We start from the raw sequence: 14,694 nt of genomic DNA on the forward strand, positions 1-14,694 counted from the left end.
GCGCCGCGGGTGGGCAGGGGTGCAATCATGACTGATGCTCGGGCATCTGGGAATCAACGTCACTGACTTGGCGGCGGCCAAGGCCTACTACGACACGCTGATGCCACTTCTCGGGTTCGAACCATTTCTCGCCGACCATGACCAGTTCGCCTTCCGTCCCGCGGGCGGCAAGCCCGGGACGTATCTGTTCTTCTATCCAGCGGGCGATCCGTGCCCGTACTCCCGTGATGGCGCGGGCCTGCAGCACCTCGCCTTCATGGTGAAAACCCGCAACGCCGTCAACGAGATTCACCGCCAGGTACAACAGCTAGGTGGGCAAATCGTGCATGAGCCGCAATTCTTCCCGCAGTATCCGCCGCCCTACTTCGCGACGTTCTGGCTCGACCCGTTCGGCGTGTTGTTGGAAGCAGTCTGTCACCACGACCGCAGCTGATCGTACACAGGTCGGTGGCTCCGGCACACAAGCCGGAGCCACCGAATCAGCTACTGCGACTTAGCCGTTCTGGCCGTTTGCGCCGTTGCTGGTCGTACCCGTGCCGCCCTTGCCGCCGTGGCCCGGACGGCTGCCGGCCAAGCCACCACCGGTGCCGCCGTTACCGCCCTTGCCTCCGGTGCCGACGCCGGTGACCGCAACGCCTGGCCCGCCGTTGCCGCCGTCTCCACCTGAACCGGTGTACGCACCGCCGCCCCCGCCGTTTCCACCGGTGCCGCCGGTACCGTTTCCGGTGCCGGTGGATATGCCGCTGCCCGCAGTGCCACCCTTACCGCCGTTACCGGCGAATGTGCCTCCGCGACCGGCATTTCCACCGTCGCCACCGACGCCGGTGCCGGTCACCGAGGTGCCGCTGCCACCCGTTCCGCCGTTCCCGCCGGAGCCGGCCAGGCCGGAATGACCACCGCGACCGCCGGTGCCGCCGGTCGCCGTCCCGGTCGTCGAGAGCACGTTGCCACCGGTGCCGCCATTGCCGCCGTTCCCGAAGGCGCCGGATGCGCCACCGCGACCGCCGTTGCCGCCGGTGCCGTCACCGGTAAGGGCGAGGTTGGAACTTCCGTTGCCGCCGCTCCCGCCGTTGCCGCCGAATTGGCCGCCGCTACCGCCGTTTCCACCGTCGTTTGGCGTGCCCGTCACCGCGTCGGTGGTGCCGCCGCCGCCGTTACCGCCGTTGCCGATACCGCCGGAGTTACCGCCATTGCCGCCCTTGCCACCAAGGACGGCACTGCCATCGCCGCCATTACCGCCGTTGCCGTAGAAGCCGCCGTTACCTCCCCTGCCACCATCGCCGGCGGTCAACACATTTCCGGCGCCACCGTCGCCGCCGTTGCCATAGATGAGCCCGCCGTTACCGCCGTTGCCACCCAGGACACTGCTTCCGCCGTTGCCGAACAGACCGGCGTTGCCGCCATTGCCCGTGCCGGCCGTACCACCGTTGCCTGCGAAGGCGCCGCCGTTGCCGCCATTGCCGCCGGTGGCACTGTTGCCGCCGTTGCCGATGAATCCGGCATTGCCACCGTTGGCGAATGCGCTGTTACCGCCTGAGCCGTAGAACAGTCCGCCGTTGCCGCCGTTTTGCCCGGGCAGCACACCTGCTGCACCGTTGCCGATCAGGAATCCGCCGTTCTGGCCGGGCAGTGTTCCGTCGCCGATCATCCCCCCGGTGAACACGAGCGTGAGCGGATTGGCCAGGATCGGTTCGGCGAACGCGTTGATGATCGTGATGGGATCCAAGCCGGGGATCCCCGGCGCGGCATTCGCGTGCAACAGAGCCTGTGTAACGGAGCCGGCTCCGGAATCCCCGACCAGTGAACTCGCGGGCAGGGCCGTGCAGAGCGGCGCCACGTTGCAGGCCGGAGCGGTTGGAATGGTTGGCGCCGCCGACGCGGTCGCAGCTCCGAATGCACCGGTGACCCCAGCCGTCAGAGCTGCCCCGATCATCGCGCCGCCGGCAGCCTTCCTGGCCACCGAACCTCGATTGACTTGTGTTTTGCGGTGTTTGCCCATCGCCATTGATTTGGACATATTTTTTCCTTTCGGAGCCCGGATCCCCCGATCCGGATACTGATGTGCTGATCCCTGTGAATTAGCTGAGAACACGAGTCGTCCCAGCTCGGCGCGACTTGGACCCCCGCCACAGTGCCTGCGGCTTAACCACTGCGATCAGTACGAAAACTCCGGAAAGCCTGGGCCCACCCCACCCGCTACGTCGGCCCGAACGACCGCCCAGGCCGACATTTGCCACCGTAACAGTTAGCTGTAGAAATGTGAGCACTATTTTCCGTCAATATATGACGAATTAGAGCGAATTATTTTCGCGCACGCAGATTATTTGCTTGCGCGGTTAATTACAACCACAAGCGGTATTTGCAGGTCGCGGAATTGCTGAAAAGTGGGGCTGCCCGTTCCACGAAGTGAGTGAGTCGCCGCCCTTAGCTGCCTGAACGAGTGACCCAAGTTGCCCCCTCTGTCGTAACGACAATTAACCAACAGAGGCCGAAGACATCTGCTGGCGCGGGTGAGCGCACTTGACGAGCACCGGCAAACCGTCGTCAATCGAGTGGTGAATTGTCCATGTGATCGGTGACCTTGTTCCCTGGTTGGTCGCGAATTCGAGACGCAGGCTCTAGCTGGCGGCATTGGCCGACGAGCTCAGAGCGGAAGGGATCGGAGACCTACGTGATCGACCACGACATCGACGTAGCACCCGCACTGCCGAGATGCGGAACCGGCCATGACAGCTGAAGCTCCCCCGCGGGGGGAACTCGAGGCCGGCCGTCCATTTCCGGCCCGTACGGGTCCAAAGGGCAACCTGATCTACAAGCTGGTCACGACGACCGATCACAAGTTGATCGGCATCATGTACTGCGTCGCCTGCTTCAGCTTCTTTTTCATCGGCGGTCTGATGGCGCTGTTCATTCGCGCCGAGCTGGCTGTGCCGGGCTTGCAGTTCTTGTCGAATGAGCAGTACAACCAGCTGTTCACCATGCACGGCACGGCGATGCTGCTGTTCTATGCGACGCCGATCGTGTTCGGGTTCGCCAACCTGGTGCTGCCGCTGCAGATCGGCGCCCCCGATGTGGCGTTCCCGCGGCTCAACGCGCTGTCGTTCTGGCTCTTCGTGTTTGGGGCGATGATCGCGCTGGCCGGGTTCATCACCCCGGGTGGTGCCGCCGACTTCGGCTGGACGGCCTACACGCCGCTGTCGGATGCGATGCACTCACCGGGCGCCGGCGGTGACCTGTGGATACTGGGCGTTGCGGTCGGCGGTCTTGGCACCATCCTCGGCGCGGTGAACATGATCACCACCGTGGTGTGTATGCGTGCGCCCGGCATGACCATGTTCCGGATGCCGATCTTCACCTGGAACATCTTCGTCACCTCGATCCTGGTGCTGGTGGTGTTCCCGCTGCTGACCGCCGCACTGTTCGGCCTGGCCGCCGACCGTCGCCTGGGCGCGCACATCTACGACCCGGCCAACGGCGGCACCGTGCTGTTCCAGCATCTGTTCTGGTTCTTCGGCCATCCCGAGGTGTACATCATCGCGCTGCCGTTCTTCGGCATCGTGACCGAGATCTTCCCGGTGTTCTCCCGTAAGCCGGTGTTCGGTTACACCACGCTGATCTACGCGACGATCAGCATCGCGGCGCTGTCGGTGGCGGTGTGGGCGCACCACATGTACGTCACCGGTGCAGTCCTGCTGCCGTTCTTCTCGTTCATGACGTTCCTGATCGCGGTGCCCACCGGCATCAAGTTCTTCAACTGGATCGGCACCATGTGGAAGGGCAGGCTGACGTTCGAGACGCCGATGCTGTTCTCCATCGGCTTCCTGGTGACGTTCCTGCTGGGTGGCCTGTCCGGAGTGCTGCTGGCCAGCCCGCCACTGGACTTCCACGTCAGCGACAGCTACTTCGTGGTCGCGCACTTCCACTACGTGCTCTTCGGCACCATCGTGTTCGCGACCTACGCCGGGATCTATTTCTGGTTCCCGAAGATGACCGGCCGTCTGCTCGACGAGCGCCTGGGCAAGGTGCACTTCTGGCTGACGTTCATCGGCTTCCACACCACGTTCCTGGTGCAGCACTGGCTCGGCAACGCGGGCATGCCGCGCCGCTACGCCGACTACCTACCCACCGACGGATTCACCACACTCAACATCATCTCGACCGTCGGTGCGTTCATTCTCGGTGTGTCGGTGCTGCCGTTCGTGTGGAACATCTTCAAGAGCTGGCGCTACGGCGAGGTCGTCACCGTCGACGATCCGTGGGGTTACGGCAACTCGCTGGAATGGGCCACCTCCTGCCCGCCGCCGCGACACAACTTCACCGAGCTGCCCCGAATCCGTTCGGAGCGACCGGCATTCGAACTGCACTACCCACACATGATCGAGCGGATGCGTGCGGAGTCTCACGTCGGTAGCGCGCACGGTCCCGCCAGCGGGGACATGACCCGGGCCGACGAGAACGTCCGCACCTAAGTAGTGCCACTACTGTCCCAGCCGGTGGGCACGACCGAGCCCTCGACGGGAGGCAGTCGAGCGTGCGCCTGTATCGGCTCAGGGGCATCGGGATCGCTAACTGTCTGGAGTGAGATTCACAGCCAACCCGTGAAGAAGCAGATCGAGGAAGCGGTCCAGTTCGGCGGCGCCGTCGTAGGAGGCCAGGGCAGGTGCGACTGCGCGCACAAGGGGGAATTCGGTGATCGCGAGCCGATGCAGACCGAGACGCAGTACGTGGTCGGTTTCCTCGGGTCGCTCGATCACCTCCTGCAACTCGTTGAGGATGTGGCCGTAGAGGAAGCCAAACAGCAGCCGGTAGATGTGGAGCGCCTCGTCGCCGGTGAACCCGGCAGAGGTGAGCAGTGCGAGGACGTCTTCGAGTGGGCGCAGCATGCCTGGTGGTCGCTGTCCAAGCGGAGTGGCCAACGGTCGCGTGACCAGCAGCGGCACCACATTCGGATGGGTCAGGGCCAACTGCCGGAAGGAGTGCGCGACGGTGCGCAGTTGACCTGCCCAGTCAGGGTCTGCGGTGTCTACCGATAGCTGCGCGAGCACAATCTCGGCGACGCCGTCGAGCACCGCGGCCTTGTTGGGTACGTGCCGGTAGATCATCACCGGATCGCGACCCAGTGCCTCGCTGAGGCGGCGCATGGACAATCGATCCACGCCGTCCCGGTCGACGATCGCTTGCGCCGTTTGCAGGATCATCGACCGGGTGAGCTGATCGTTGTCTCGAGCGGCGACCGGCGCGAACTGTTCGCCGTCGCCAGTGCCTGCAGCTGGCTCGCCCGGCGGTCTCGTCATTGCCGTTGCACTTCCTTTCCGCTTCCCGCCTCGTCGTGGGGTCCTACGGGGCGGGTCCACACTACATGTCAACGTTGTGCGTCAACAGTGTGTTTACGGTGTTGACATCGACCCATATGCGGCGTGTACTGGAGGTCTAACACCGGGATCAGAGGCGCAACATGATCGTCATTATTGGATTGGTCGTCCTGCTCATCGCGGTGTTCGTGGGGTTCACCGGCGTACTTGCCAACGCGGGGGCTACGCATCCGTTGACCGAAAACTTCTCGGTGCTCGGCTATCACGTGACCGGCTCGACCGGGACATTGTTTCTCTTCGGCATCGTCGTCGGCCTGGTAGCGATGCTGGGACTTTCAGTGTTGCTCGCCGGAGCGCGGCGCACTGCCGGCCGCGGCCGCGACGCCCGAAATCAACTCGCCAGGTCGCAGCGCGAAACGGAGTTTCTCAACCACGAACGCGACGAAAGGGTCGACAGGCGGCCCGTCGCTGCGACCACCGACCCTGAGACGAACCCGCAACCGGCACCGACCCGCCGCGGAAGGATTCGCCTGCTCAGTCGGTTCTCGCGCGACACAGAATCCACCGAAACCGCACACGTCGCCGAACGCCGGTAGCCGGTTCACCCGAGCCGAATTCTGTTGCATACAAAAGTTTTTGACCCATGAAAGAGAGAATCCGCAATGAGCATCGGAAAGAAGCTCGCGCATAAGGTCCAGACCGCCAAGGGCGCCACGAAGAAGTATCTCGGCCGCGCCACCGGCAACACCCGGCTGCGCATCGAGGGACGCGTCGATCGGTTCAAGGGCAACAGCAAACAGGCAGGAGACAAAATCGCCGACGCTCTTAAACCATGACACGACGGCCCCAACGCCACACACCACCGCATCGAAATCAGGTAAATGTCATGATCGTCCTCGGAATCATCCTCATCGTGCTGGGGCTGCTGCTGCCCAGCCTCGTACCGACCTTCGCCTTCGCGCACATCGTTCTGGTCATCGGAGTCATCCTCCTGGTTGTCGGATTGCTGCTCATGCTCATGGGGCGAATGGGGCATGCGGTCGGCGGCCGGCGTCACTACTACTGATCGGACTACCGAATCACCGGGGCGCCAAATCTCACAGCGGCGAATTACCAGATGCCCCAGTTCAATTCAGACCGCCGAGCAAGCTCCAACGCGATCGGTGTCAACTAACGAACCATTCAACCAAGTCAAGGAACCGCCATGACAACAAGCACCATCCTTCTGATCGTCGTCATCGCGGTCGCGGCACTTGTGCTCGTCGCCGCAATCGCGGTGGTGGCACGTAACAAACGGATCCAACACCGTCGAACCGAAGCCGCAAACATCCGCGACAAAGCCACCGAAGAGTCGCACATGGTCAGGCAACGCGAGGCGCTCGCCGATGAGATAGCCGCCAGGGGCCGTGTCGCCCACGCCGAGGCCGACGCCAAAGCAGCCCATGCCGCGGGCCTGGAGCATCAAGCGCACATACGTCGCAATGACGCCAGCACCGCCCGCGACAAAGTGAATGAGGAGTTCAAGCGCGCTGACAAGATTGATCCAGACACCCACGCCCGCGATGACACACCGCGGGATGACGCCGAATCCCAAGACAGCGTTCGCGATATCCCCGCGTCAAGCAACGCAGCCCATCGATGACCAGACCACCTAGCCTCGCAGAATTCCGCTAGCCAGCCGTGGCCACACGCACCAAAATGTAAGTGCGTCTGGCGATTCCGGGGCCGGGCGCCGGCAATTCTTGGGCTTCAAGGCGTGCTCAGTGACTCGTGTTCCCTCAGATCAGCCGCGACTAGCCGAGCCAATTAAGACCCACCGACGACAAATAGACCACGGAAAGGACCGACGATGTCAGAAAAATGGGGCATATCCAGAATTGGTAAGCCGGAGCTTGAAGTCGGTGAAACCCTTCAGGAAGCGATCATTCGGCTTCAGATCCTGCCTCTCCCCCCGTTTGCCTGGACGGATTGCTTCCTGCAAACGGTTCGCGGACATCAAGTCACGATCACCGGGACAGAGAACCACCCCGACAAAATTGAGGCCGTCGCACGTCCTGCGGATGTCGAGGAAGTCCTTCGAAAGATCGACTCCGCGATCGACAATGCCAACAAGTACGTGGAGAAGGTCGTGCACGCCACGCGACTCACCGACAGTGCCATCAAAGAGGTCGCGGACGATGACAGGAAGAAGCTTCAATCTGAGCTCAACCAGCTCGCGGAGCGACTCGCCAAGCCGGAATACGCGGTAGCCCCAGGCTCCGAGTGAGCGCATTAATTCTGGCTGGCGGCCCCTGGAGGCACGGGGCGGTGGTTGCTGTGGACTACGGCATGCGTTTTGGATTCCGCGGACTTGGAGCCCGTTGGGAGATGGATCGTCGAGATTGATTCGGCGGGAATTGGTTTGCCTGCAGATGGCGTCGGGGTGAAAGCCGAATCTTCGTGGCGCAGGTTGTCCGACGGGGCTACAGTTCGCTCGGCGAGGGCAACTCGTTGAGACGCCTCGCCGCGTTCGTCAGCCGATCGTCGGGAGAGCTGCCATGTCGATGACGCCGAAGGCGCCCGCCGCGGCGTTGCCGGCGGTGCTGCCCGCCGCACAGGTCGCGGCGGCTCCGGTTGATGAGGTCCTCGGTTGGCTGGATAGTTCCGCGCAGGGGTTGTCCAGTGCGCAGGCGTCTGAGCGGCTGCAGAAATTCGGCCCGAATGCCGTTCGGACCCATCATGTCAACGCGCTCGCGGTGCTCGGGCGTCAGTTGCGCAGCGCGGTTCTGATCTTGTTGGCGGCCACCGCCGTTGTCTCGTATTTTCTCGGGGACAGCTTGCAGGCGATCATCATCGGCGTGATCTTGGCCGCCAGTATCGGTCTGGGTTTTATCAACGAGTACCGCGCCGAGCGGGCCGCCGCGGCCCTGCACTCGGGTGTCCGCCACACCGCGGTCGTTCGCCGCGACGGCGCGTTCGCCGCGCTCGATGTCACCCAACTGGTACCAGGCGATGTGATCCGGCTGTCGCTCGGCGAGGCCGTTCCTGCGGACCTACGCATGATCGAGGCGACCGGCCTGGAATGCAATGAGAGCATCCTGACTGGGGAGTCGACAGGCTCGGAGAAGTCGCCTCGCCCGGTGGCCGCCGATGCCGAGCTGGCCGAATCTAGCGATCTGGCATTCATGGGCACGATCGTGAGCGCCGGCGAGGGAGTAGGGGTGGTGTATGCCACCGGGCGAAACGCCGAATTCGGCCGTATCGCGGCCGGTCTGGGTGAGCGGCAGCCCGAGACCGACTTTCAGGTCGGTCTGCGCCGGTTCTCCTATCTGCTGCTGCAAGTTGCGATCGCGTTGACAGTCTTGATCTTGGTCAGCAACCTGTTGCTGCGTAAACCGGTGATCGATTCAGTGCTGTTCTCACTCGCGATCGCCGTGGGGATCACTCCACAACTGCTGCCGGCGGTGGTCAGCGCCAGTCTGGCGACAGGGTCACGCCAACTGGCCAAAGCCAGGGTGTTGGTCAAACGCTTAGTGTGTATCGAAGACCTCGGCGACATCGACATCCTGATCACCGACAAGACCGGTACGTTGACCGAAGGCCGGATCAGCCTGGTCGACGCAGTCGACCACGCCGGCACGCATAGCGATTCAGTCCTGCGTCTTGGGCTGCTCGCCACTGATGTCGACCCGACCTCGGGTGGGGTCAGCGCGAATGCGTTGGACGCCGCACTCTGGGAATCGCCCAAGGCCAAGGATCTGGTAGGCGCCGGAGTACGACATGTCGCGAGCGTGCCCTTCGACCATATCCGCCGCGCGACCTCGGTACTGGTCGATGACAACGGGAAACAGATCGTGGTCCTCAAGGGTGCACCTGAGCAAGTGCTGGCCCGATGCCGGATGACCCCGCAGGACACACAGGAAACGCTGGACGTGTTGTTCGCCGCCGGCCGCCGGGTGGTCGCGGTGGCCGCTAAACCAGCGGCCGAGCTGACCACGATCACCGCGGACGACGAGTGCGATTTGATGTTGGCCGGGTTCGTCGTCTTCGCCGACGAACCGAAAGCCGCTGCGCGCCAGTCCCTGAATCAACTGGCCGCTCTGGGCATCGAGCTGAAGATCGCCACCGGCGACAACCCCCGTGTTGCCGAAAAAGTCTGCGCCGACTTGGGTTTGGCGTCCAAGGGCACCATCACCGGTGCGCAACTGGAGGCGCTCGGCGCCGACGACTTCAGCGATGCCGCGCAGAATCACACGATCTTCGCCCGCATCTCCCCGGAGCAGAAGGCGCAGCTGATCACCTCCGCGCGGCGCACTGGTCGATCGGTCGGCTTCCTCGGAGACGGTGTCAACGATGCCTTGGCACTGCACGCCGCCGACGTCGGGATCTCGGTGGAAAGCGCCACCGACGTCGCCAAAGACGCCGCCGATGTGGTGCTGTTGGAGAAGGACCTCGGCGTGCTGGCCACCGGGGTGGCCGAGGGCCGGCGGATCTTCGCCAACACCATCAAGTACGTGCTCATGGGCACCTCGAGCAACTTCGGAAACATGTTCAGCGCCGCCGCCGCGTCGGCCCTTTTGCCGTTCCTGCCGATGCTGCCCAGCCAGATCCTGTTGAACAATCTGCTCTACGACAGCTCACAGCTCGCCATTCCCACCGACCGCGTCGACGAGGACCAACTGCAAGCACCCTCACACTGGAACATCGGCTTCATCCGACGATTCATGCTCACCTTCGGCCCGATCAGTTCGCTGTTCGACTTCCTGACCTTCGGCCTGATGTTGGGTGTGCTGCACGCCGGTGCCACTGAATTCCGCACCGGCTGGTTCGTGGAATCGCTTGCCACACAAACGTTGATCATCTTCGCGATCCGTACACGCAGGGTGCCGTTTTTCCGCAGCCGGGCCAGCGTTCCATTAACGCTCACCAGTTTCGCCGTGGTTGCAATCGGCATCCTGATCACGATTTCGCCGCTGGCGCGCCCACTGGGCTTCACGGCGCTACCGCTGCAGTTCTTCGCCGCGCTTGCCGGCTTCGTCGTTGTCTACCTGATCCTGGTGGAGTTCACCAAGAAGTGGTTCTATGCCGAGCAGACCCGCATGGCCGAAAAGCCGCAGCGCACCCGCGGCCGCGAACATCGCATCCATCGAAGGGCCGCACGGTTCAGTCACCCCGGTGCCATCACCGGCAGCACATAAACGCTCGCATTCCTTGCGTGTCAGCTTCGTTCGCCGGCGCCCCCGGCGTCTCCGCTGCTCATCGAATCTGCTCGCGCACAGCAAGACGCAGACCTGATCGACGGCGGCCGACCTCGACGGCATGGTCGGCGAAGCGTTCGTAGAAGCAACCAAGCAGCGCGGTGTCGGCTGCCGCGGGTATCCCATGCTGCCACGTCGGGCCACAGGTAGCGCATGCGTTGCAGCTGTTGGCGATTCGATAGACGTTAAAGCCGGCGATGTCGAAGGTCAGGATTTGGTTCGAGAGAACGCCGCGCCCTGCCAGTCGCTCATTTTAGAGCTTGTTCGCTCGCCGCAGGCGGTAGCTGGGGAGTTGCAGATAGCCGCGCACCCGGCGTAGTGCCCTAGGAGACAAGCTGAACTGGTTGGTATCGGCTAGTTCGGTAGCCATCGCCTGGTCAACCCGGATGGTGCCCATGCGGGCGATGTTGGCGAGGCGCGCGGCGATATCACCACGGAGCCGAACACGTCACCATCACGGTCAAGCACCGGCCCGGACGCTAGCCCGGCGCGCACGTGCGGCAGGGTGTCATCAGCAGTGAACATGTCGAGCAACTGCAAGGTGGCCTACGCCGCCGATACGGAATCACTGATCACGAAGAGGATTTCGTCGTCGAGGTTTCTGGATCACAAGGGTGAAACGCTCGTGCCGCAAAGTAGGTTCCAGGTAAACACGAAGCAGCAGCGCGCCTTGCGCCGGCGCCCCCGTAACGCGCTCATGCGGAATTGGTGATCTGGTTGTCATCTAGTCCCGATAACGTTCCGATGCATGAGGATCGTCTTGCCTGTGATCGCCGTGGTGCTGCTCGTCGGCGCGATTGCGGAATTCATGTGGTGGATCCTTGCCGCGATCGTCGTGTACTGGCTCTACTGCGGCGGCCGGCGAGTCCTGCGCTGGTATCAGGCCCAAGCATTTGCCCTCAGACCTCGGCAAGCTGAGATCCCAGGCTACGGAGTCTCGGCCTTCTGAGCTACGGGCCTGGCCGGTTTCCGCACGCAGGACATAAGGCTATGGCGTCAGCTGATCAATCAGCTGTTGCTCGGTGAACGCGGCCACACTGTTTAGGTTGCGCGCGGCGGTGCGGGCCCGTCAATAGGCCGAAGACACTCCCGACCACCCAGTGACCGACGCCGAGTCGGTGCGTATGGCTGCTCACTCATCTAAGTGGGGGCGGTCATCGATGGCGACATCGCTCACCTGCGGTGGCGGTGGCATGCCCGGGCGTTCGTAGTCACCGCGGCGCACATCGTCGTCGATGACGGCAGCGTCGGCCGCATCAAGCCGCGGAATGCCGTAACGCAGACGCAGGTCTACAACCTGCTCGGTGGCGACCGACCAGAGGTCCCAGTGCCCGGAGTAAAGATCTTCGGTGGTGGCCACACCGCGATCCCAGGCGACCCAGAGCTTCGCCAGATCAAGTCCAAGATGCACGTTTCCCTGATAATTATCCCGCCAGGACGGGTCGGCCGCGATCCGATCATGATCGCCGGCGTTCAGACCCTTATTGATGTCAATGCCCATGTGATAAATCAAAATCGTTGGAATGATATGACTTTCCATCAAATCGGTGTTGCCTCGCTTGGCGGCGCCGGTGAACGCCGCAACCAGGAGTTCCCCCTGCGCCGAGGTGCTGTAGCCGCTGAGCACATGCAGGCTGTCGTGGGGTGTTGCCCACGTCTCGTTAAGCGCCCGCGGGTCGCCGGGAAACGCGTATCCGTTGTCGCGATAATGCTCGAAAAAAGCGCGCCCGAGGCTTCCTGCCGGAAAATCTCTGAGCGCATCGTAGCGGGCGCGCAGCTGGGGATCCGCCCGATCGCCGCCGTACGGCAGGAACGGCCCGTACGGATCGTCGGGGATCCACGGCATCCCGGGGATGGTGGCGACGTTGTGGCGAATTTGGTCGAAGGCAGCCCATGCGATGTCGTTGGCCAGCAGCGCGGCCATAGCGGCGACGAAGTCCGCACGGACATCGAGGGCGGACGCATAGCGCCCCACCAGAGCGAGCTTGGCGTCTTCTATGACGCCATCATTGAGCGCCATCACCGAGAGCATCCGGATCGCGTTGAGCCGCAGTCCTTCGCTCGACAGGATGTCACCCAGTTCGGTAGGCGTGATGGTCGGCAGCGCGTCCACGTCGACATCATCAGGCTGCCCGAACACGGTGTTGAAAGCGCTGCTGATACCGCGTGCGTCAGCCGCGGACAGCGGAAGCGTGTTATCGGCGCTGGCAACCGTTCGCATCGCGCGCAACACCGCAATCGCTTCGGCAGGACTCGCGGCAACGAACATCAGAACTCCGATCCGACGGACGATTCTTGATCCGCAGCGCCCACTGATCCTTTGGGGAAGGCTTGTTGGAAACATACTGTAATTGCGGTGTGCCTGGCACTTGCTGCGTGATTCCCATGCAACCGCTGTGGGTTTCCTACGCCTTCGAGAGCCCGTCGACGGTCGAGAGCCCGTCGACGTTGGCTTATTGTGACAGCAGATAGCGTTGCTGGACTTGATGATTGAGATCATATTGTTAGGCGCCTCGCGGCCCCGTACCGCGGAACCTGCACCTGTCCGTTGAGCGATGCCGTACCGAACAACGTTGACTTCGATGGGGTCCGGCTGTCAACCTCAGGCGGCCAGTTTGGGCGATGTATCAATAGTGTGGGCTGGAATCCCCGATCTGCTCGGGCACATTGGGTAGCGATATCCGCGAACGTAGATTGCCTCGGGGCCAGCGAGATGGAGATAGCCATGATGTGGTCGGCTTGGGACAGTCTGGCGGATTACGGCCCGCTGTTCACCCCTATCGCCGCGGGGATCGGTGCGGCCGTGCATGTTTGGCGTGTTCGCCCGTGTCCGCCCGGACGGCCCAGCGAGATCGTGCTGCTGTGGCTATTCGGCGGGGTGGTGGGGATAGGAGGGCTGGTGGTCACCATCTCGCACGTCTTCTTCGCCCAATCCACGGCTCAGCAGATCGGCTTTCCCGCCGGTAACCCGTTCCAATTCGAGGTCGGCATGGCCAATCTCGCCTTCGCGCTCCTGGGCCTCGCCTGCATCTGGATCCGCGAACGGTTCTGGGAGGCTACGGCTGCCGGTTTCGCTGTGTTCTACTGGGGTGCCGCAGTCGGCCACTTCATCGAGCTGTTCGGCCACGGTGACAACGCACCGTATAACGCCGGACCCATCCTCGTCACCGATGTCGGCTTACCCGCACTCATTCTCATTGCGCTGGCGAATCTGCGGCACACACAGCGTCTGAGCGGGCGGACCGAAGACGACCAGCGGTGAAGCAGAGCCCCCGCTGGATCAAGACGATGCTGGATCAAGACGATTCAGCAGGAGCTGGCAACCCCGCCCTCGCGGGCTGATCGTGCGCCACCGGCGGGCAATCGAATGAGGGCACCGGCTACAGTGCGCGACGCACCTCAGCCACCATGTCAACTCGCCCAGCTCGGCGAATTGCACGGTACGTCACGCGAACAAGAGGCGCCAGCACTGATCACGGTGCCGGGTGACCGCGCGGGATGCCAGCACGCTCTTGAACGCTTGGTAGCGGGCGGTGCTGATTTGGTTGTCCTGCAACCGATTCGCGGCAGGGAAGAACAGCAGATCGCACACGCTAAGGCCCATCTGATTCGCAGGGTGTGACCCCCCGACCGTGAGCGGCCCGCCAGGCGGCGTCCGCTATTGCGCGCCGCGGAAATAAGGTTCGACCGTGCCGCTGAGCTTGACGACCATCGGATTTCCCCGGCGATCCTTAGCGGTAGGAACTTCAACACGCACCCAACCCTCGGTCACGTTGTATTCGTGGACGTTGGTTTTTTCAACGCCGTTGAATCGAATACCGACGTCGCGCAGAAGCACTTCCTCGTCGTAGAAGGCGCTTCGCGGATCGATGGAGAGGTGATTCGGTGGAACCTCTGGGTTCGGGTCCTCGGACATGATGGCTTTCATTGAAGGCTGCATTCGATCTTGGATGTGGTTCTCAAGGAATCTACGCGACCCCGGGTTGGCCGGTCTCACGTAGGGGATGGCGGGCCGACTCCGGGGATCACGAACGGTGGCCCGTCAGGCGAGTCTCACTGCGCACTCGACGTCTGCAGCCACGAACTGGCCGCAAACACGGCACTTGATGACAGTGGAGAACGTTGCCACAGCCTCAATCCGCTAG

The 14,694-nt window shown here is 63.0% G+C and carries 15 protein-coding genes and 1 pseudogene; 9 read left to right on the top strand and 7 right to left on the bottom strand.

The genetic code is table 11. From position 1 onward, the window contains the following. Positions 1-34 precede the first annotated feature (34 nt). On the top strand, positions 35-433 hold the full coding sequence (locus Y900_RS04965; RefSeq protein ID WP_036339674.1) for a VOC family protein: 399 nt from the start codon (positions 35-37) through the stop codon (positions 431-433). 60 nt (positions 434-493) lie between these two features. Here the strand turns inward: Y900_RS04965 and Y900_RS32305 are convergent, their stop codons facing one another. Beyond that, positions 494-2,017, bottom strand: coding sequence for a hypothetical protein (locus Y900_RS32305; RefSeq protein ID WP_157838228.1), 1,524 nt, complete (start codon positions 2,015-2,017; stop codon positions 494-496). Between the two features lie 709 nt (positions 2,018-2,726). Here Y900_RS32305 and ctaD point away from each other — a divergent pair. Beyond that, entirely contained in the window at positions 2,727-4,469 is a 1,743-nt protein-coding gene (gene ctaD / locus Y900_RS04975) for an aa3-type cytochrome oxidase subunit I (RefSeq protein WP_036339677.1), read from the top strand. Positions 4,470-4,565: 96 nt separating this feature from the next. Here ctaD and Y900_RS04980 read toward each other — a convergent pair whose 3' ends face one another. After that, a complete protein-coding gene (locus Y900_RS04980) occupies positions 4,566-5,198 on the bottom strand; it encodes a TetR/AcrR family transcriptional regulator C-terminal domain-containing protein (RefSeq protein WP_237752668.1) in 633 nt (210 codons plus the stop codon). Between the two features lie 257 nt (positions 5,199-5,455). Between Y900_RS04980 and Y900_RS04985 the strand changes: the two genes are divergently transcribed. The 3 genes from Y900_RS04985 to Y900_RS04990 all read left to right on the top strand — a co-directional run bounded on the left by Y900_RS04985 (position 5,456) and on the right by Y900_RS04990 (position 6,378). Continuing rightward, complete coding sequence (locus Y900_RS04985; protein WP_237752506.1) at positions 5,456-5,908, top strand: hypothetical protein; 453 nt, start codon at positions 5,456-5,458, stop codon at positions 5,906-5,908. Between the two features lie 66 nt (positions 5,909-5,974). Beyond that, positions 5,975-6,148: a CsbD family protein gene (locus tag Y900_RS30775; RefSeq protein ID WP_081844989.1), complete on the top strand. Its 174-nt coding sequence runs from the start codon at positions 5,975-5,977 to the stop codon at positions 6,146-6,148. A gap of 50 nt (positions 6,149-6,198) precedes the next feature. Next, on the top strand, positions 6,199-6,378 hold the full coding sequence (locus tag Y900_RS04990) for a DUF6131 family protein (RefSeq protein WP_036339683.1): 180 nt from the start codon (positions 6,199-6,201) through the stop codon (positions 6,376-6,378). A gap of 66 nt (positions 6,379-6,444) precedes the next feature. On the opposite strand, the gene Y900_RS32310 is transcribed toward Y900_RS04990, so the two are convergent. Then, a complete protein-coding gene (locus Y900_RS32310; protein WP_157838229.1) occupies positions 6,445-6,867 on the bottom strand; it encodes a hypothetical protein in 423 nt (140 codons plus the stop codon). 294 nt (positions 6,868-7,161) lie between these two features. Between Y900_RS32310 and Y900_RS05000 the strand changes: the two genes are divergently transcribed. Next, positions 7,162-7,578 (top strand): hypothetical protein, encoded by a 417-nt coding sequence (locus Y900_RS05000; RefSeq protein ID WP_036339687.1) that lies wholly within the window; start codon positions 7,162-7,164, stop codon positions 7,576-7,578. A 277-nt stretch (positions 7,579-7,855) separates the two neighbouring features. Further along, a complete protein-coding gene (mgtA, locus tag Y900_RS05005) occupies positions 7,856-10,489 on the top strand; it encodes a magnesium-translocating P-type ATPase (RefSeq protein WP_051660316.1) in 2,634 nt (877 codons plus the stop codon). A gap of 58 nt (positions 10,490-10,547) precedes the next feature. Here mgtA and Y900_RS32950 read toward each other — a convergent pair. Further along, positions 10,548-10,682: pseudogene (locus Y900_RS32950) on the bottom strand (phosphate transport system regulatory protein PhoU); the annotation flags it as partial. Positions 10,683-11,297: 615 nt separating this feature from the next. Here Y900_RS32950 and Y900_RS05015 point away from each other — a divergent pair. Beyond that, a complete protein-coding gene (locus Y900_RS05015; protein ID WP_036339695.1) occupies positions 11,298-11,498 on the top strand; it encodes a hypothetical protein in 201 nt (66 codons plus the stop codon). 183 nt (positions 11,499-11,681) lie between these two features. On the opposite strand, the gene Y900_RS05020 is transcribed toward Y900_RS05015, so the two are convergent. Then, positions 11,682-12,818 (bottom strand): hypothetical protein, encoded by a 1,137-nt coding sequence (locus Y900_RS05020; protein ID WP_036339698.1) that lies wholly within the window; start codon positions 12,816-12,818, stop codon positions 11,682-11,684. A 456-nt stretch (positions 12,819-13,274) separates the two neighbouring features. Between Y900_RS05020 and Y900_RS05025 the strand changes: the two genes are divergently transcribed. After that, positions 13,275-13,811: a DUF6790 family protein gene (locus tag Y900_RS05025; protein WP_131536090.1), complete on the top strand. Its 537-nt coding sequence runs from the start codon at positions 13,275-13,277 to the stop codon at positions 13,809-13,811. A gap of 183 nt (positions 13,812-13,994) precedes the next feature. Here Y900_RS05025 and Y900_RS32315 read toward each other — a convergent pair whose 3' ends face one another. Both Y900_RS32315 and Y900_RS05030 read right to left on the bottom strand, forming a co-directional pair. Continuing rightward, positions 13,995-14,153: a hypothetical protein gene (locus tag Y900_RS32315; protein ID WP_157838230.1), complete on the bottom strand. Its 159-nt coding sequence runs from the start codon at positions 14,151-14,153 to the stop codon at positions 13,995-13,997. Positions 14,154-14,207: 54 nt separating this feature from the next. Further along, complete coding sequence (locus Y900_RS05030; protein ID WP_036345882.1) at positions 14,208-14,465, bottom strand: DUF3297 family protein; 258 nt, start codon at positions 14,463-14,465, stop codon at positions 14,208-14,210. Between the last annotated feature and the right edge of the window lie 229 nt (positions 14,466-14,694).

It is taken from the genome of Mycolicibacterium aromaticivorans JS19b1 = JCM 16368 (genome assembly GCF_000559085.1).
GTDB lineage: Bacteria > Actinomycetota > Actinomycetes > Mycobacteriales > Mycobacteriaceae > Mycobacterium > Mycobacterium aromaticivorans.